Below are 18,324 nucleotides of genomic sequence, written 5' to 3' on the forward strand. Positions count from 1 at the left end.
GCACCGGCATCGGTCCACGGTGACGTCGATCGGGCCGGCACCCCGTGTGTGGCCGGTGCCTCATCGCGGGATCGCCCGAGCCGACGGTGACAGGGACGCGTCGTCGGCCGCGGACTGCCCGGCGTGCCAGCCGTCGGCGTCGACGGTGCGACTCCGGGACGCCCTGGTGGTGGGGAACAGCCGCTCGAACTCCGCGTCCACCGCCGCGGACCGCGCGGCCAGCACCGGCAGCAGGTCGTCGATCCGGACGTCGGCGTCCACCGCGGCCTCGGCGGTGGCGCGGCCGTCCGTCTCCTTGAGTCGCTGCCCGATGCGCACCGCGAACCCGAACAGGAACGCCTTGCGGAACGACGCGGTCCGGGAGGTGCCCGCGTCGCGGGCTCCGGCCGTCTGCATCGCGCGGGTGGCCTGGACCAGCAGCGACGTGAACAGCAGTTCCACCTGTTCGAGGTCGAGCGGGCTGCCGACGACGGTTGCGATCGCGAACCGGTCGAACCACACCGTCCGCACGCGATTGGCCTCGCCGATCGCGGTGAGCAGGTGGATCTTCTCGCGCACGTACGGGTTGTCGAGGTGCAGGCGGCGACTGTGGACCGCGGTGGACGCCGGACTGCCGCCACTCAGCAGTGCGGTGCTGATCGCGTACCGCGTCATGAGGTCCTGTGCCTTGGCGGTGAAGGTCTCGGCCTCCTCGACGAACTCGGTGGCCTCGGCCTTGGCGAGCAGCCCGCGAATCCTGCCGAGGACCTTGGCGTCGACGGCCTCGGGGACCTCGGTGGGACCGTCGCCGTGCTGCGCCCGCAGGCGCGGCCACACCGACGGCGGCTCGCACAGCTGGTTCAGCCGCGGGAACTCGAGCCACAGCACCGTCAGGTCCACCCAGTCGCGCACCGCGATCTGCCAACCGTCGGCGTCGAGGGCCGCGGCGAAGTCGTCGGGGTCGCAGCGGGGCGGCAGCGCGTCGGCGAACCGGGCGGCGTCCGGTTCGCCGTCCGCGATGCGGGAGAGCTGTGCCAGCCACTCGCGCGGTGCCCGGCCCGTGCTGCCCGAGGTGTGTGCCTGGAAGAGCACCGCCGCGGCGGCGGTCGGCGTGGTCCCGGCGCCGAGCGCGCGCCGGGTCACGTGCATCACGTCGGCCGGCTGCCAGCCGCGCTCGTAGGCGTCGGCGAGCGCGGCCATGAGCCCGGCCGCCGACCGCTGCCGCGGCGGCACGCAGTCGGCGGCGAGGCGTTCCCGTGTTCGAAAGTATGTTCTATTGCTCCCCATGGGTGCGAGTGTGCACGAGGGGACCGACAACTTTCGGTGAGCGACTACTCGTCGGCGGATTCCTCGACGTACCGCGGGAACACACCGACCGGCTTGGGCAGCGGCGTACCGGCGACGATGCGGTTCTCGAGGTCGGCGAAGGTGCGGGCCTCGGGGGCCTGGCCGAGCAGGTCGAGGATCTTCGCGGCCGAGTCCGGCATCACCGGCTGGACGAGAACGCCGACGATGCGTACCACCTCGAGGGTCACGTACAGGACCGTGGCCATGCGGGCCGGATCGGTCTTGCGCAGCACCCACGGCTCCTGCTGCGAGAAGTAGCGGTTCGTCTCCCCGAGCACGTGCCAGATCGCCTCGAGCGCGAGGTGCAGTGCCTGCACGTCGAACTCGGCCCGAACTTTCTCGAGCAGCGCGTCGGCCTGCGCGAGCAGCGCACGGTCGTCGTCGGTGAGCTCACCCGGCGTCGGGACCTGCGCGTCGCAGTTCTTCGCGACCATCGACAGCGACCGCTGGGCCAGGTTGCCCAGCTCGTTCGCCAGGTCGGTGTTCATGCGGGTGACGATGGCCTCGTGGCTGTAGCTGCCGTCCTGGCCGTACGAGATCTCGCGCAGCAGGAAGAAGCGGACGGCGTCGAGGCCGTACTGCTCCACCATCGCGAGCGGGTCGACGACGTTGCCGACCGACTTCGACATCTTCTCGCCCTTGTTGAACAGGAAGCCGTGGACGAAGACGCGCTTCGGCAGCTCCACGCCGGCCGACATCAGGAAGGCCGGCCAGTACACGGTGTGGAACCGGGTGATGTCCTTGCCGATGATGTGCAGGTTCGCGGGCCAGTAGCGCCCGAACTCCTCGGACTCGGTGTTCGGGAAGCCGGCACCGGTGAGGTAGTTGGTGAGCGCGTCCACCCACACGTACATGACGTGCGCGGGGTCGCCGGGCACCGGGACGCCCCAGTCGAACGTGGTGCGCGAGATCGACAGGTCCTTGAGGCCACTCTTGACGAAGCTGAGGATCTCGTTGCGGCGGGTGGCCGGCGCGATGAAGTCCGGGTTCTCCTCGTACAGCGCGAGCAGGCGATCCTGGTACTTCGACAGCCGGAACGTGTAGTTCGACTCCTCGGTCCACTCGACCGGCGTGCCGGTCTCGGTGGCGATGCGCGTGCCGTCCTCGAGGACCGTCGTCTCGTCCTCGGCGTGGAAGGCCTCGTCGCGCACCGAGTACCACCCCGAGTAGGTGTCGAGGTAGATGTCGCCGGCCGCCTCCATCCGCTGCCAGATCGCCTTGCTGGCCTCGAGGTGGTCGGCGTCCGTCGTCCGGATGAACCGGTCGTAGGAGATGTTGAGGGCCTTGTCCATGGCCTGGAACACGTCCGAGTTGCGCGTGGCGAGGTCGCGGACGTCGATGCCTTCCTTGGCCGCCGTCTGCTGCATCTTCAGGCCGTGCTCGTCGGTGCCGGTCATGAAGAACACGTCGAACCCGTCGAGACGCTTGAAGCGTGCGATGGCGTCCGACGAGATGTACTCGTAGGCGTGTCCGATGTGCGGGACGCCGTTCGGGTACGCGATCGCGGTCGTCAGATAGAACGGGCGCCGGGACGGCTGGGTAGGCGAGGGAGGCACAGTCATGGTGCGCCTACTCTATCGACGTGAGCAAAGATCGTCCCGCCCCGGACCTGCCCGAGCCGCTTTTTCCGCTCGTCGACGCCCACACCCACCTCGATGCGTGCGGTGCCACCGACGCGGCGAGCGTGCGCGAGATCGTCGACCGCGCGGCGTCGGTCGGCGTCGAGCGGATCGTGACGGTGGCCGACGATCTGGCGGCCGCGCAGTTCGCGGTGGACGCCGCGAACTGGGACGAGCGGGTCTTCGCGGCGGTCGCGATCCATCCGACCCGGGCCAATGCCCTCGACGACGCCACCAAGGCGGAGGTCGAGCGTCTGGCGTCGGACCCGCGCGTGGTCGCGGTGGGGGAGACCGGCCTGGACCTGTACTGGCCGGGCAAGCTCGACGGCTGCGCGACCCTCGAGGAACAGGTCGGTGCTTTCAGATGGCACATCGACCTCGCGAAGCGTCTCGGCAAGCCGCTGATGATCCACAACCGGGATGCCGACGCCGACCTGTTGCGCGTCCTCGAGTCGGAGGGCGCGCCCGAGACGGTGATCTTCCACTGCTTCTCGTCCGACGCGACGATGGCCCGCGCCTGCGTCGACGCCGGCTACGTGCTGAGCTTCTCGGGCACCGTCAGCTTCAAGAACGCGAAGGCGCTGCGCGAGGCCGCGCTGCTGGTCCCGTCGGACCAGCTGCTCGTCGAGACGGATGCGCCGTATCTCACCCCGCACCCGTTCCGGGGCGCGCCCAACCAGTCGTACTGCCTGCCCTACACGTTGCGGGCGCTCGCCGAGGTGCGCGGCGAGGACCCCGGTGAGCTGGCGAAGGCGTCGACCGCGACTGCCGAGCGGGTTTACCGGCTGCCCGCGCGCGACTGAGGTTCGGCCTCACCGCCCATTCCCGGTCGGTTCGCGCGGGATCCCGCGTCCGGGCTCGAGGAATGGGCGCTCAGGCCGACGGCGGGTTCTTCCGCGGCCGGATCCGGGCGTTGGGCAGCGGCGGCGCCGGCAGTCGCTGCACGTCACCGGAGTAGCCGTCCACCGCGCCGAAGCGGTCGGACTCGGCCTGCCACGCGTCGCGGAACTCCTCGATCTCCTCGTGGCTGCGGCCCACGAAGTTCCACCACATGACGATCTCCTCGCCGAACGGTTCGCCGCCGAGCAGCACGACGCGCGCCGGTTCGTCGGTGAGGTTCGTCAGCGTCAGGGTCGACGCCCCGATCCCGACGTACCCGAGGTCGGCGCGGGCCAGGTCGATGTCCTCGATCCGGACCGCACCGGTGTCGACGAGGGCGCCGTGCTCGAACGCGGGATCGACGTCCAGGCGGACCCGAGCCCGCGGCTCGAGTGTGAGTTCCGCACCGAGCAGGGGCGTGAAGGTGTGGACGGGCGACACGGATCCGGCCAGCGAGCCGAGAAACACACGAACAGACGCACCCTCGACCGATACGACCGGCGGCACGTGGTGCTCGAAGTTGCGGGGAGCGTCGCGCGCCGCGTCGGGCAGCGCCACCCACAGCTGGACGCCGTGCAGGATTGTCGTGGCCGCCGTCGACACCTCGGAGTGGCAGATACCGCGGCCGCCGGTCATGAGATTGACCTCGCCGGGGCGGACCATCCCGTGCACGCCGTGGCTGTCGCGGTGCTCGATCTCGCCGGTGAACAGCCAGCTGACGGTCTGCAGCCCGGTGTGCGGGTGCGGCGCGACGTCCATGCCGCCGGTGAGCGCGACGTCGTCCGGTCCGTAGTGGTCGGCGAAGCACCAGGCTCCGATCAGCGACCGCTGCCGTTGCGGCAGGGTTCGTCGCACGGGCATCGCGCGGGGCCCGCCGAGTGGCACCTCGCGGGAGGTGATGATCTCGGTCAGCGGCCGCCCGGCGACGGGTTCGTCGGGTCCGTGTTCGCACTCGATCTCGACCGGGTCGGTTTCGACGTTGCTCATTGCTCCACCCTTTCACGCGTCCGGAGGGTGGGTGTCCGGACATCCGATGACGAAGGCGCCGTGACCGATTCGTGACTGACCAGCGCCGTTGTCGAGACCTTTGTTGCAGCATATGTGCTGATCGACACCTTGCGGTTGCCAGATCACAGCCTCACCGTTACCGTGCTGTGATCGAACTTGTCGTCGGCCCCAGGACTTCTCGTGTCGCCTTTTGCCCGGATCAACACCGCCAGGTCGCCACTGCTGTACGTCGTCGTCGCCGCTCTGTTTGCGACGCTCCTCGTCGGTGGCGGGCTGGTCGTCTCGCAGCACAAGACGATCACCCTCGACGTCGACGGCGAGTCCATCTCGCTCAGCACGCTGCGGTCCGAGGTCGGGTCCGTCCTCGACAGCGCCGGCTACCCGGTCGGTGAGCACGACGTGGTCGCGCCCGGTTCGAACGCCAAGCTCTCCGATGGCGACACCGTCGTCCTGCGCCGTGGTCGCGAGATCGCGCTCACGGTCGACGGTGAGCGTCGGACGGTGTGGACGACGGCCCTGACGGTCGACGACGCGATGCGTCAGCTCAGCCTCGCCGGCGATGCGTACGTGTCGGCGTCGCGCGGGCAGCGCATCCCGTTGGACGGCCTGGAGTTCGACGTCGTGAACGCCAAGTCGGTGAAGGTGTCCGACGGCGGTGCCCCGCTGGCGGAGGCCCGCGTCGCGGCGCCGACGGTCGGCGAGTTCCTGGCCGTGACGAACGCGTCGCTCGAGCAGGCCGACAGCGTCACGCCCGCGCCGGAGACGCCGCTCACCGACGGCCTGGAGATCGTCGTGACGCGCAACCGCACCGAGACTCGCACCGAGACTCAGCCGATCCCGGTCCCCGAGCACCGCGTCGACGACCCGGAGCTGGAGCAGGGCAAGACCACCGTCGAGAACCCGGGTGTGCCGGGCGAGCGGACGGTGACGGCGACGGTGACGACCGTCAACGGTGCGGAGACGCATCGGCAGGAGCTGTCGTCGTCGGTGGTCCGCGAGGCCGCGCCGGCCGTGGTGCGGGTCGGGACCAAGGCCAAGCCGTCGGCGCCGTCCGTCGCGAGCGGCTCGGTGTGGGACTCCATCGCCCAGTGCGAGGCCACGGGCAACTGGTCGATCAACACCGGCAACGGCTACTACGGCGGCCTCCAGTTCAACCAGAGCACGTGGGCCGCGTACGGCGGTACCCAGTACGCCCCGCGCGCCGATCTGGCCACCCGCGAGCAGCAGATCGCCGTCGCCGAGAAGGTGCAGGCGGCGCAGGGCTGGGGTGCGTGGCCGGGATGTACCAGCAAATTGGGTCTCGGATAAGGAAACTCGATGTCGCCCCTGTCGAAGATCAACACGAGTCGGTCGCCGCTGATGTACGGCGTGATGGCCGCGACGCTCGCAACCCTCACCGTCGGTGGCGGGACCGCGATCGCGCAGCACAAGACGGTGACCGTCGACGTCGACGGCGACCTGATCCGGGTCGGCACGATGTCGTCGAGCGTCGACGGCGCACTCGCGGCGGCCGGTTATTCGGTCGGTGAGCACGACGCGGTGGCACCCGCGGTGGACTCGGACCTGCACGACGGCGACACCGTGGTGTTGCGCCGCGGTCGCGAGGTCGCACTCACCGTCGACGGTCAGGAGCGCTCGGTGTGGACCACGGCGCTGACGGTGGACGAGGCGCTGAACCAGTTCCGACTCGCCGGTGACGTGCACGTCTCGGCGTCGCGTTCGCAGCGTCTGCCGCTCGAGGGCGCGGACCTCGACGTGCTCAACCCGCGGACGGTGCGCTTGATCGACGGCGCGGGCGCGCCGTCCGACGTCCGGTTGGCGGCGCCGACCGTCGGCGAGTTCCTCGCGGCGCACGGAACGCCGCTCGAGCAGGCAGACACCGTCGTTCCCGCCGCGGACACCCCGCTCGCGGAGAACATGGAGATCACGGTGACCCGGGGTCGGGTGGAGACCCGCACGTTCACCGAGTCGGTGGCGCCGCCGGAGCAGCGCATCGAGGATCCGACGATGAACATGAGCCGCTCGGTCGTCGAGAATCCGGGCAGCCCCGGCGTCGCCGACGTCACGTACGAGATCTCGACGATCAACGGTGTCGAGTCCGGTCGCAAGCCGGTCGGCTCCACCGTCACCGTGCCGGCGCAGCCGCGCGTAGTGCGGGTGGGTGCCAAGCCGGGCACCGAGGTGCCGCCGGTGCAGAACGGCGCGACGTGGGACGCGCTCGCGCAGTGCGAGGCGACGGGCAACTGGGCGATCAACACGGGCAACGGCTTCTACGGCGGTGTGCAGTTCGACCAGAACACGTGGGAGCGCCAGGGCGGACTGAAGTACGCGCCCCGCGCCGACCTGGCGACCCGCGAGGAGCAGATCGCGATCGCGAGCCGGACGCAGCAGACGCAGGGCTGGGGCGCGTGGCCGTCGTGCACCAGCAAGCTGGGCCTGCGCTGACCGGTTCCCGCGTGCGTTAGGTTCTTCAGGTGTCAGACGCCGTGCCGCCCCCCATCCACCCGCGAGGACAGGCCGCCCTCCTGGGCCCCGCCGAAGTCCGCGCCCTCGCCGAAGAGTTCGGGGTGCGCCCCACCAAGCAGCTCGGTCAGAACTTCGTGCACGACGCCAACACGGTGCGCCGCATCGTGGCCTCGGCCGGTGTCGGTCCGCAGGACACGGTGCTCGAGGTCGGTCCGGGCCTGGGCTCGTTGACGCTGGCGCTGCTCGACGTCGTCGACAAGGTGGTGGCCGTCGAGATCGATCCCAAGCTGGCTGCACGCCTGCCCGCGACGGTCGCGGACCGGGCGCCGGAGCTGGCGGACCGGTTGACGGTCGTCGGGGCCGACGCGATGCGGGTGATGCCCGACGACGTCCCGGCCGAGCCCACGGCGTTGGTCGCGAATCTGCCGTACAACGTGGCCGTCCCGGTGCTGCTGCACCTGTTCGCGGAGTTCCCGAGCCTGCGCACCGCGTTGGTGATGGTGCAGTCCGAGGTCGCGGACCGGCTGGCGGCGACGCCGGGCAACAAGGTGTACGGCGTGCCGAGTGTGAAGGCCAACTTCTTCGGTGCCGTCAAGCGTGCGGGCCACGTCGGTCGGGCGGTGTTCTGGCCGGTGCCGCAGGTGGAGTCGGGTCTGGTGCGCATCGACCGGTACACCGAGGAACCGTGGCCGATGGACGCGGCGCACCGCCGCCGGGTCTTCGCGGTGATCGACGCGGCATTCGCGCAGCGCCGCAAGACTCTTCGCGCGGCCCTCGCGGGCTGGGCGGGGTCGCCCGCCGAGGCCGAGCGTCGGCTCGTCGCGGCGGGGATCGAACCGTCGACCCGAGGCGAGAAGCTCGACGCGGCCGCGTTCGTGCGACTCGCCGCGGTCCCGGAATCGGCCTGACGCCGAATCAGCACTCGTCGCAGGACGATCCGGGCCGCTTCTGTGATCCGGTCGGGGTCGATTCGTGCGGATCAGACTTCTGGACCACAATAGACCGGGCGGTCGCTGTCGGGGGAGATCGCCGCGGAAGGATCCTTTCGAGCTGCGATTTCGAGGAAACGGTTGTGAACAAGCGAATGTGGGCCTACCTGCGACGGTCGATCGGGGTGGCATCGGTGGTGGCGGCGACCGCGCTGGTCGCCGGTTGCGGCGGTTCCGTGGAGGGCACTGCGTCCGCTGCGGACGCCGGATCGACGAGTTCGTCGAGCACGACGAGCAGCGCGGCACCCAGCACGGTGGCCGGCCAGCAGGGCACCGACGGTGGCGGTTCGGTCGACATCGACGTCGAGATCGGCGAGTGTGTGCGCCTGGGCGGTACGTCGGATGCGGCGACGATCGCCGAGGCGAAGTGCGGCAGTGACAAGTCCAACTACAAGGTGGTCGCCAAGGCGGCGGAGAACGCACAGTGCCCCACCGACGTCGACCAGGTCTACTACGAGACCCGGTGGGGCAGCGAGCGCGGCGCCCTGTGCCTCGACGTCGACTGGGTGATGGGTGGCTGCATGAGCATGCCGGACGGTGAGGACGAGCCGCAGCGCGTGGACTGCAGCGATACGTCGGCGCCGAACATCGAGCGGGCCGTCGAGATCATCGAGGGCGTGACGGACGTCGAGCAGTGCTCGGAGGGCGGCTTCGTCCACGACGAGCGGCGCTTCACGGTATGCACCGAAACGGTGAGCGGCTAGCGCTCCGAACGCGACGAACGGCTCGGTGGAATCCTCCGAGCCGTTCGTCTTTCGCGCTCTAGGCCGAGGCGGCGATGGCGTCGTCGTCGCGGCACGACGGTTCGATGGCGCGGCGTTTGACGAGGAGGATGACGGCGAGCACCGGGTAGGCCAGGATCGGCGCGAAGGTGCCCGGGTAGAAGGGCTGGTCGACCAGGATGGAAGTGCCGCTGAGCAGTGCGAAGTCGAAGAGGCCGTGCAGGACGGAGTTGACGGCGTTACTGCCGGAGACACGGCGGGTCAGGTAAAAGAAGTACCCTGCGAGGCTGACGACGATCGCCTGGGGAATCGCGGACGCGCCCCCGTGCCCCAATGCGTTCGACAGGTGGACGACGCCGAAGATCACGCTGGACCACAGGGCCACCTGGCCTTCGCGCAGGCCGTGCCGGCGCAGCATTGTCACGCCGATGCCGCGGAACATTCCTTCCTCGCCCCACCCGACGAACTGGGTTGCAATGAGCAACGCGATGACGAACAGCCATCCCTGGTCGGCGAGGGCGCTGTAGTCGATGCCCAGCAGGATTGCGACGAGCAGAACGATGGGTACCACCCAGACCCACCGGCTGACCGGCCGGTCGTCCTTGATCACTGGACGCCACCATCCCAGGGCGGCGACGACGCCGTAGGCGAAGACCAGGGCGAGCCCGAGTGGGATGATCATGGTGAAGACCACGCCTCGGGTAGTCAGAATGTCGTCCTCGTCGGCCCAGCCTCCGATGAGGGGGGTGCCGATCTGAATGACCGCCAGGTATGCGACGACGATGACGGCGAAGGACAGGTAGGAGAGGCGTCGGCCCGTGACACCGGGCGGAGCGCCGTGCTGCGGTGTGTTCACGGCGAAAGACTAAGCGCCGGAGGTCTTCCGCGCGCGGATTGAATCGTGCGGACTCAACGGCCACCGCTCTCACTGACCGGGAACGGTCGACCGTCGCGAACCGGACGCACCCTACCCTCTGCGGAAATCTGTGGCGGCCGTCACGGTTTCACGAGTGGTGGGAGGGCGTGTGGGCGGACGATCGGTATTCGGTAGAGGCTTCGTCGCGGCGGTGGTTGCCGGTGCGCTGGTGCTTGCGGGCTGCGCGAACTCGGACGACGGAGGCGAGTCCGGGGACACTCGTACCCCACCGGCCGTCGGTCTCGTGGGGGACCAGGACGGCACCCCGGGCCCGGTGCCCCAGCTGACGTTCAGCGTGCAGGCCCTGGCGGCGGTTCTCGACCCCGCCAAGACCGCGGCCCGCGGCGGCAGCGGCGGCGACGAACTGGCCGCGGTCTACGACGTTCTGCTGCGCTACGACGACCAGACGGGCGAATTCGTGCCGCGACTCGCCCAGTCCCTGGCGGCGGATGGCAGCGGCATGGTGTGGACGCTGAAACTGCGTGCGGGCGTGACCTTCAGCGACGGCACTCCGCTCGACGCGAACGCGGTGGTGGCGAGCATCGACCGCTACAACACCAATCGCGGCAACGGCGCCGCGGTGTGGGTCGACGCCGTCGAGTCGACGACAGCCGTCGACCCGCAGACCGTCGAGTTCCGCCTGCGTAAGCAGTGGCCGACGTTCCCGTCGATGCTGGCCCTCGGTCACGGCATGATCGTGGCGCCCAGCGCCGGTGAGGGCGAGGCGTTCAGGCCGATCGGTGCCGGCCCGTTCGTGCTCGAGCGGTATGCACCCAACGAGGAGCGCATCGTCACCGCGCGCGCCGACTACTGGAACGGCAAGCCCAACGCGGACCGGATCCGGTTCATCGCCCTCAGCGGTTCGCGGGAGAACCTCGAGTCGTTGAAGACCGACGGCATCGACATCGGGTTCATGCGCGGCAACCCGCAGGCCGTCTACGACGCGCTCGACGCCGACTATCCGGGTTCGTTCAGCATCCTCAACAGCGGTGGCGCCGAGCTGGTGAACAACCGTGAGGGTCGCCCCGGCTCCGACGTCCGTGTCCGCAAGGCGATCGCGCTCGCGATCGATCCGGAACTGGTGGGCCAGCGCGGCGACAACGGCCTCGGCCTGCCGGGCAAGGCGATGTTCGACGAGCGCTCCCGCTGGGCCACCGACGTCGAGGGCCTGCCGTATGACCCGGATGCCGCCCGCAAGCTGCTCGACGCGGCCAAGGCCGACGGTTACGACGGCACGCTGAACTACATCGTGTTGCAGGAGCCCACCGAGGCGGCGATCGGCCTGGCCGTGCAGTCGCTGCTGCAGGCGGTCGGGTTCACCGTGAACATCGTCAACGCGAACAACGCGGGTGACATCGTCAAGCAGGTGTACGTCCAGCACGACTACGACATGGCCCACGCTGGTATCGGCCTGTACGAGGCGATTCCGTTCTTGGGCCTGCAGACGACGTTGGCGGGCAACTCCGGCGCCAATTTCTCGGGGTACTCGAACCCGCAGATGGACGAGTTGCTCGGCAAGCTGCAGGCGGCCGACGGCGACGAGCAGATCCGCGGCGTGATCTCCGAGATCCAGACGCTGTGGAACGAGACCGTGCCGAGCGTGCCGATCAGTTCCGTGATGATCTACGTGGCCTGGCAGGAGGACGTCCGCGGCGTGCTGCCCACCGCGACCGGGATCATGCTGTTGGACAAGGCCGGTCGCAGCTGACGCGGTGACGCGCGACGAGGGCCCGGGCGACCGGGTGGTCGCCGGGCCCTCGTGGCGTCCGCTACGCGGACGGAGTGAACCCCCGCAGTCGCAGGCTGTTGCTGACGACGAAGACGCTCGAGAACGCCATCGCCGCGCCGGCGAGCATCGGGTTGAGCAGGCCCGCCGCCGCGAGCGGTATCGCCGCCGCGTTGTAGGCGAAGGCCCAGAACAGGTTGCCCTTGATGGTGCGAAGGGTCTTGCGGGACAACTCGATCGCGTCGGCGGCCGAGCGGAGGTCGCCGCGGACCAGGGTGATGTCGGCGGCCTCGATGGCCACGTCGGTGCCGGTGCCCATCGCCAGGCCCAGGTCGGCCTGGGCGAGGGCGGCCGCGTCGTTGACACCGTCGCCCACCATCGCGACGACCTTGCCCTCCGCCTGCAGCTTCTTGACGGCGTCGACCTTGTCACCGGGGAGCACTTCGGCGATCACGGTGTCGATGCCGACCTGCGCCGCGACGGTGCGGGCGACGGTCTCGTTGTCGCCGGTCAGCAGGACCGGGGTGAGGCCGAGGGCGTTGAAGCGGCGCACGGCGTCCGCGCTGGTGTCCTTGATCGCGTCGGCGACCACGAACACGGCTCGGGCCTGCCCGTCCCAGCCGGCCGCAATCGCGGTCCGCCCGAGCTTCTCGGCGTCCCGCTTGGCGCGGGCGAGGTCGTCCGGCAGGTGCTGCGACCAGTCGGCCAGCAGGCTCTCGCGTCCGGCGACCACGGCGTGGCCGTCGACGATGCCCTGCACGCCCTTGCCTTCGACGTTCACGAAGTCCTCGACGCGGGGCAGCGTTCCGACGCTGCCCGCGGCGCCGGTCGCGACGGCCTGCGCGATCGGGTGCTCGGACGCGTTCTCCAGTGCCCCCACCAGTCGCAGCGCCTCGTCCCGGTCGACGCCGTCGGCGGTGATCACGTCGACGAGGGTCATCTTGCCGGTGGTGACGGTGCCGGTCTTGTCGAGCACGACGGTGTCGACGCCGCGGGTGGTCTCGAGGACTTCGGGGCCCTTGATCAGCACGCCCAGCTGGGCGCCGCGGCCGGTGCCGACGAGCAGTGCCGTCGGGGTGGCCAGGCCGAGCGCGCACGGGCACGCGATGATCAGCACCGCGACCGCGGCCGTGAAGGCCACCTGCAGCGGGTTGCCGGTGCCGATCCAGTACCCCAGTGCGGCAACCGAAATCGCGATCGCGATGGGAACGAACACGCCCGCGATACCGTCGGCGAGACGCTGCACCTCGGCCTTGCCGTTCTGCGCGTCCTCGACCAGCGCCGCCATCTGGGCCAACTGGGTGTCGCTGCCGACCCGTCGGGCCCGCACGACGAGGCGTCCGCCGGCGTTGACGGTGGCGCCCACGACGTCGTCGCCCACGCTCACCTCGACCGGGACCGATTCGCCGGTCAGCATGCTCATGTCGACGGCGGAGCTGCCCTCGACCACGACGCCGTCGGTGGCCACCTTCTCGCCGGGCCGCACCACGAACAGGTCGTCGACGCGCAGTTGGTCTGCGGGGATGCGGGATTCGACACCATCGCGCAGGACCGAGACTTCCTTGGCGCCCAGTTCGAGCAGCGCGCGCAGCGCGGCGCCGGCCGTCCGCTTCGACTTGGCCTCGAAGTACCGGCCGGCGAGCACGAAGGTGATGACGCCGGCGGCGACCTCGAGGTAGATGTTCGCGGCACCGTCCATCCGGTTGATGGTCAGCTCGAAGGCGTGCGTCATGCCGGGGGTGCCGGCGGTGCCGAAGAACAGCGCGTACAGCGACCACGCGAACGCGGCGGACGTGCCGAGCGAGATCAGGGTGTCCATCGTCGCGGTGCCGTGCCGCAGGTTGGTCCACGCGGCGCGGTGGAAGGGCAGGCCCGCCCACACGATCACCGGCGCGGCGAGCGTGAGCGAGAGCCACTGCCAGTTCGTGAACTGCAGTGCCGGGACCATCGCCATCGCGATCACCGGCACCGACAGGATCGCCGAGACGATCAGACGGGTGCGCAGTGCGGAGAGTTCGCGATCACGCGGATCGTCGGTGGGGCCGGACTCGTCGGCCGAGGGGGGAGTGGGCAGGGTCGCGGTGTAGCCGGCGTTCTGCACCGCGGTGACGAGGTCGTCGGTGCTGACACCCTCGGGGAAGGCGATCTTCGCCTTCTCGGTGGCGTAGTTGACCGTGGCGGAGACGCCCTCGATCTTGTTGAGCTTCTTCTCGACTCGGGCGGCGCACGAGGCACACGTCATACCGCCGATCGCGAGTTCGATGGTGTCACTGCGGCCGGTGGTGAGATCGGCGGTAGTCATCAGTGTCCTCCTTCGTGACCGTCGTGTGCGGGTGCGGACGTGGACTCGGTGCCGGGCGTGGCGGCCACGGGGCCCACCGGCACGGTGAACTCGGCGGTGCGGACGGTGCCCTGGTGCTGGAAGTCGAGGAACAGTCGGTAGGTACCGACGCTCGGGGCCTGTGCGTGGAACGTGACGTCCGGGCCGGGCGCGGTGACACCGTCGCCGGGTTCGCCTTCGGGGTGCACGTGCAGGTAGGCCAGGTCGCCGGTGCGCAGCGCGACCAGGTGGCCGTATGCGCCCAGGTAGGGATCGAGATCGGTGACGGGTGCGCCGTCGCGGGCGACCGTGAGCGTCAGCGGTCCGCCCGCGGTGCCGAGGTCGCCGTCGAGGGTGACGGTGTAGCCGTCGACCGTCGCCGTGCGCGACGGGGTCGGCAGTGCCGCCGGCTGCAGATCGCCGCCGACGTCGACGTTCCGGCCCAGGGTGAGCTGGCCGGGAGCGCCGCTCGCCTGGAAGTCGGCGAACACGCGGTAGGTGCCGCCCGTGGGCCAGGTCCAGTCGATCGACCACGTGCCGTCGGGCCCCAGCGTGGGGTGGACGTGTCGGAACTGGCTGGTATCGGCGCGAGCGACGATCAGGTGCAGCTGCTTGCCGTGCAGTTCGTCGAACTCGCGGACGGGATCGCCGTCGGCGCCGAGGATGCGGAAGTTCAGGGTTCCGGCTTCGCCGGCCCGGGTGGGCGAGGCGACCTCGCCCAGGGTGTATCCGTCCTGCGAAACCTGAAGTCCGGCGGGCGGTTCCGCGTCCGCCGTGACGGTCGGCGAGGGCGCCGCGTGGCTGTCGGTGTGTGTGCTCGTCATGTCTATCGGGCTTCCCGTGACGGTCCCCACGCCGAGGGCCGCGGCGAAGACGACCGCGAGACCCCCGGCGTAGGCGATGAGCGTGGTGGACGTGCGCATCGGATTCCTCAGATCGGCTGTGCCGTGTAGCCCGCTTCCTCGACGGCCGCGGAGACCGCGGACACGGGAAGCGGGGCTGCGGATGTGACGGTCAGGCGGCCGGACGGCAGGTCGACGGCGACGTCGGAGACACCGTCGATGGCGCCGACCTCCTCCTTGACCGAGGCGACGCAGTGTCCGCAGGTCATCCCGGTGACGGTGTATTCGGCGGTGCTGCTCATGTCGGTCTCCCTCTGGTTGTACCACTACCCCGTGTGGGTATGGCTCGAACAATTCGAAAGGTACCCCCAGGGGGTATAAAACGCAAGGGGCCGAAAGAGATCTTCGCCACGTCGCCGGGTTTCTCGTAGGCAGGGCAAGCGCGCCCGACGGCGCTGTGGTTGACTGGTCCGCGGTCGTAGTTTTTGTGTTTGTGTTAGTCCACGCTCGCAAATCCTTAAGTTGCGGGCGGGCGAGTCTCCACTTCGGAGTTCGACGACACCGCCGTGTGACATCGGCCCGGGAACCCCTGACCTGGAGTTTCCCGAGTTTGCACTGCGTAAGAGGAGAGAAAGAAACATGGCAGAAGGCACCGTGAAGTGGTTCAACGCTGAAAAGGGCTTCGGCTTCATCGCGCCCGACGACGGCAGCGCCGACGTCTTCGTCCACTACTCGGCGATCCAGACCAACGGCTTCCGCACCCTGGAAGAGAACCAGCGCGTGCGCTTCGAGATCGGCCAGGGCAACAAGGGCCCGCAGGCCACCGACGTCACCGCTGTCTGAGCTGACTCGGATCTGCCCGGCTGAGCCGGGCGCTTGACGAGAACGGGCCCCACTCCGTCACCGGAGTGGGGCCCGTGTCGTGTCTCCGGCCGATTCGGCGCACCGGCGCCGGATTCGGCGCTAGTGTTCGGCAACCGAGCCGACGAGACGGAGGGGCCGAGGTGACGCCCGAGGAGTTGAGCGACCGAGCCGAGATCGGTGATGTCCTGCACCGCTACTTCCGGGGGGTCGACCGCCGGGACTGGGCGCTGGTGCGGGGATGCTTCTTCGACGACGCGCGCAACGACTACGCGCCGTTCTACCAGGGCTCGGTCGACGACTTCATGACGTTCCTGGCCGACCCGGGCGGCTTCGGACTGTTCGACCGCACGTTCCACTTCGCGGGGAACCAGCTGATCGAGCTGGCCGGCGACAGCGCGGACACCGAGACGTACGCGATGGCGCAGCACACCAGCGCCGCCGACGCGGGCAACTCGACGCGCAACTTCCTCACCGTCTGGCTGCGCTACCTCGACCGTTTCGAGCGCCGGGACGGGCGCTGGGCGATCGCGGACCGGCGGATCGAGGTCGACTGGATCCGCAACGACGTCGGCGGCATGTGGATGGACGTGCCCGGTCAGGCGCCCCGGTAGCGCTCGGCGACCAGTGCGTGACGCTCGGCCGCGCGGTGGCACTCGTCGCGCAGTTCGGGCGGGCCGAGCACCGTGAAGTCGACGTCGAAGGCGCTGAGCCAGCGCGCGATCGAACGCAGCGAATCCGAACCCAGCGCCACCACGCAGCGATCGTCCGGCGCGTCCTCGAGCGTGCCCCACGCGGCGTCCACCTTCGGCGCGATCTCGTCGATCGGGGCATGGAGCAGGACGCGCGCCCGGACCTGCGTGACGGCCCGGTTGACGCCGCGGGCGACGAACTCGGCGGCACCGCCCGGTGGTAGTTCGCGGGGTGTGAACCGCGGTCCGGTCGGGATCTTCGGCTCCATCCGGTCCACCCGGAACGAGCGCCAGTCGGCGCGCATCACGTCCCATGCCACGAGGTACCAGCGGAAACCTGAGCGGACCAGGCGATACGGTTCCACTTCGCGGCGGCTCTCGCTGCCGTCGTGGGTGCGGTAGTCGAACCGCAGCCGCTCGTGGTCGTGGCACACCGCCGCGATCGCGGACAGCACCGCCGCGTCGACGGCGCTCGGCGCCGGCTCGCGGTGCACCACGTCCACCTGCAACGCCTCGAGGCGGTGCCGCAGCCGGGACGGCATCACCTGCCGCAGCTTCGCCAGCGCCCGCACCGACGACTCGCCGATCCCGACGACCGCCCCGCTCGCCCCGGACTGCAACCCGAGCGCGACGGCCAGGACCTCCTCGTCGTCGAGCAGCAGCGGCGGCATTTCCGCGCCTGCGCCGAGCCGGTAGCCGCCGCCGACGCCGACCGTCGCGTCCACCGGGTAGCCGAGGCCGCGCAGCTTGTCCACGTCGCGGCGCACCGTGCGCGGGGTGATGTCGAGGCGCTCGGCCAGTTCCAGGCCCGACCAGTCCCGGCGGGTCTGGAGCAGGGAGAGCAGCCGCAGCAGCCGTGCCGATGTTTCCCTCATGCGTCCGAGCATTCCACCCAACGAGGACGGTAGGTGTCCGCAATAGCTCCTAGTTTTCGTGGCGACAGGAACGAATCACGAAACCTCGGAGGCAGGGACGATGCACGCGATGATCCGCACGGAGGCGCTCACCAGGCGTTTCAAGCAGGGTAAGGCCACCGTCGACGCGGTCGTCGACGTCGATCTCGAGGTGGCGGACGGCGAACTGGTGGCCCTGCTCGGACCCAACGGCGCCGGCAAGTCGACGACGCTGCGGATGCTCACGACGCTGCTGGCCCCCACGTCCGGCCGGGCGAGCGTCGCCGGATTCGACGTGACGGCCGACCGCGACGAGGTGCGGCGCCGGATCGGGTACGTCGGGCAGGGCAGCGGCGCCGGGCACAACCAGCGGGTCCGGGACGAGCTGGTGACGCAGGGACTCTGCTACGGGATGACGAAGGCGGCGTCGGGCCTCCGGGCCGACGAATTGCTGGACGCCCTCGATCTGGCGGACCTCGCGACCCGGAAGGTGAGCACGCTGTCCGGCGGGCAGCGCCGACGCCTCGACATCGCGCTGGGCCTGGTCCACCGGCCGCCGCTGTTGTTCCTCGACGAGCCCACCACGGGTATGGATCCGCAGAGCCGCGCCAACCTGTGGGACCACGTCCTGCGACTGCGGTCGCAGATGGGCACGACGATCGTGCTCACGACGCACTACCTCGAGGAGGCCGACGCGATGGCCGAGCGGGTGATCGTCATCGACCGCGGCACGGTGATCGCGGACGACACGGCGTCGGCACTGAAGTCCGATCTGGCGGGCGATCTGCTGACGATCGGGCTGGACGATCCTGCGGCGGCGGTACGGGTCGCGGGCCTGGCCGACGCGCTCGTGACGGTTCGCGACGTGACGGTTGCCGGCGCGTCGGTGCAGGTGCGCACGCGCGAGGGCGACGCCACGTTGCCCGAACTGCTCCGGGCCGCCGAGGCGTGCGGCGTGCGCGTGGCGACCGCCGAGATCGCCCGCCCCACCCTCGACGACGTCTTCCTCGGTCTCACCGGGCGCAGCCTGCGTGAGACCGCCGCGGCGTGAGCGCGCCCGCCTCG

General features: G+C 70.0%; 17 protein-coding genes. 9 read left to right on the top strand and 8 right to left on the bottom strand.

Features of this window, described 5'->3' with window-relative positions; all coding sequences use genetic code 11:
• Window positions 1–60: 60 nt before the first annotated feature.
• Together ABTV10_RS06445 and metG are read right to left on the bottom strand one after the other, a co-directional pair.
• Window positions 61–1,266 (bottom strand): DUF2786 domain-containing protein, encoded by a 1,206-nt coding sequence (locus ABTV10_RS06445; RefSeq protein ID WP_499033318.1) that lies wholly within the window; start codon window positions 1,264–1,266, stop codon window positions 61–63.
• A gap of 44 nt (window positions 1,267–1,310) precedes the next feature.
• Window positions 1,311–2,888 (bottom strand): methionine--tRNA ligase, encoded by a 1,578-nt coding sequence (metG, locus tag ABTV10_RS06450; RefSeq protein WP_499033319.1) that lies wholly within the window; start codon window positions 2,886–2,888, stop codon window positions 1,311–1,313.
• Window positions 2,889–2,908: 20 nt separating this feature from the next.
• Between metG and ABTV10_RS06455 the strand changes: the two genes are divergently transcribed.
• Window positions 2,909–3,748, top strand: coding sequence for a TatD family hydrolase (locus ABTV10_RS06455; RefSeq protein ID WP_499033321.1), 840 nt, complete (start codon window positions 2,909–2,911; stop codon window positions 3,746–3,748).
• A 70-nt stretch (window positions 3,749–3,818) separates the two neighbouring features.
• On the opposite strand, the gene ABTV10_RS06460 is transcribed toward ABTV10_RS06455, so the two are convergent.
• Window positions 3,819–4,811, bottom strand: a complete 993-nt coding sequence (locus tag ABTV10_RS06460) for a pirin family protein (RefSeq protein WP_499033323.1) — start codon at window positions 4,809–4,811, stop codon at window positions 3,819–3,821.
• A 201-nt stretch (window positions 4,812–5,012) separates the two neighbouring features.
• Between ABTV10_RS06460 and ABTV10_RS06465 the strand changes: the two genes are divergently transcribed.
• From ABTV10_RS06465 to lppU, 4 genes are all read left to right on the top strand, one after another.
• Window positions 5,013–6,140 (top strand): resuscitation-promoting factor, encoded by a 1,128-nt coding sequence (locus ABTV10_RS06465; protein ID WP_499033325.1) that lies wholly within the window; start codon window positions 5,013–5,015, stop codon window positions 6,138–6,140.
• A gap of 9 nt (window positions 6,141–6,149) precedes the next feature.
• Window positions 6,150–7,277: a resuscitation-promoting factor gene (locus tag ABTV10_RS06470; RefSeq protein WP_499033328.1), complete on the top strand. Its 1,128-nt coding sequence runs from the start codon at window positions 6,150–6,152 to the stop codon at window positions 7,275–7,277.
• 29 nt (window positions 7,278–7,306) lie between these two features.
• Complete coding sequence (rsmA, locus tag ABTV10_RS06475; protein WP_499033330.1) at window positions 7,307–8,206, top strand: 16S rRNA (adenine(1518)-N(6)/adenine(1519)-N(6))-dimethyltransferase RsmA; 900 nt, start codon at window positions 7,307–7,309, stop codon at window positions 8,204–8,206.
• Window positions 8,207–8,370: 164 nt separating this feature from the next.
• Entirely contained in the window at window positions 8,371–8,991 is a 621-nt protein-coding gene (gene lppU / locus ABTV10_RS06480; protein WP_499033333.1) for an LppU family putative lipoprotein, read from the top strand.
• Window positions 8,992–9,049: 58 nt separating this feature from the next.
• Here lppU and ABTV10_RS06485 read toward each other — a convergent pair whose 3' ends face one another.
• Complete coding sequence (locus ABTV10_RS06485) at window positions 9,050–9,865, bottom strand: CPBP family glutamic-type intramembrane protease (protein ID WP_499033335.1); 816 nt, start codon at window positions 9,863–9,865, stop codon at window positions 9,050–9,052.
• 169 nt (window positions 9,866–10,034) lie between these two features.
• Here ABTV10_RS06485 and ABTV10_RS06490 point away from each other — a divergent pair, with 169 nt between their 5' ends.
• Window positions 10,035–11,633 (top strand): ABC transporter substrate-binding protein, encoded by a 1,599-nt coding sequence (locus ABTV10_RS06490; protein WP_499033336.1) that lies wholly within the window; start codon window positions 10,035–10,037, stop codon window positions 11,631–11,633.
• A 61-nt stretch (window positions 11,634–11,694) separates the two neighbouring features.
• On the opposite strand, the gene ABTV10_RS06495 is transcribed toward ABTV10_RS06490, so the two are convergent.
• The 3 genes from ABTV10_RS06495 to ABTV10_RS06505 are packed head-to-tail and all read right to left on the bottom strand — an operon-like array spanning window position 11,695 to window position 15,115.
• Window positions 11,695–13,953 (bottom strand): heavy metal translocating P-type ATPase, encoded by a 2,259-nt coding sequence (locus ABTV10_RS06495; RefSeq protein WP_499033337.1) that lies wholly within the window; start codon window positions 13,951–13,953, stop codon window positions 11,695–11,697.
• The gene (locus ABTV10_RS06500) at window positions 13,953–14,894 is read right to left on the bottom strand and encodes a DUF8832 domain-containing protein (protein WP_499033338.1); all 942 of its coding nucleotides are present in this window, start codon (window positions 14,892–14,894) and stop codon (window positions 13,953–13,955) included. Before ABTV10_RS06500 ends, ABTV10_RS06495 begins: the two co-directional genes overlap by 1 nt.
• Before the next feature lie 8 nt (window positions 14,895–14,902).
• Window positions 14,903–15,115, bottom strand: a complete 213-nt coding sequence (locus ABTV10_RS06505) for a heavy-metal-associated domain-containing protein (protein WP_499033339.1) — start codon at window positions 15,113–15,115, stop codon at window positions 14,903–14,905.
• Between the two features lie 337 nt (window positions 15,116–15,452).
• Between ABTV10_RS06505 and cspE the strand changes: the two genes are divergently transcribed.
• A complete protein-coding gene (gene cspE, locus ABTV10_RS06510) occupies window positions 15,453–15,656 on the top strand; it encodes a transcription antiterminator/RNA stability regulator CspE (protein WP_005514750.1) in 204 nt (67 codons plus the stop codon).
• Window positions 15,657–15,817: 161 nt separating this feature from the next.
• Window positions 15,818–16,288: a nuclear transport factor 2 family protein gene (locus tag ABTV10_RS06515; protein ID WP_433610860.1), complete on the top strand. Its 471-nt coding sequence runs from the start codon at window positions 15,818–15,820 to the stop codon at window positions 16,286–16,288.
• Here ABTV10_RS06515 and ABTV10_RS06520 read toward each other — a convergent pair.
• Window positions 16,273–17,241, bottom strand: a complete 969-nt coding sequence (locus ABTV10_RS06520; protein ID WP_499033341.1) for a helix-turn-helix transcriptional regulator — start codon at window positions 17,239–17,241, stop codon at window positions 16,273–16,275. The genes ABTV10_RS06515 and ABTV10_RS06520 overlap by 16 nt on opposite strands.
• A 109-nt stretch (window positions 17,242–17,350) precedes the next feature.
• Between ABTV10_RS06520 and ABTV10_RS06525 the strand changes: the two genes are divergently transcribed.
• On the top strand, window positions 17,351–18,310 hold the full coding sequence (locus ABTV10_RS06525) for an ATP-binding cassette domain-containing protein (protein WP_499033343.1): 960 nt from the start codon (window positions 17,351–17,353) through the stop codon (window positions 18,308–18,310).
• Window positions 18,311–18,324: the final 14 nt, after the last annotated feature.

Source organism: Paraburkholderia sp. RHO2, from assembly GCF_050955445.1.
Taxonomy (GTDB): Bacteria; Actinomycetota; Actinomycetes; order Mycobacteriales; family Mycobacteriaceae; genus Prescottella; species Prescottella agglutinans_A.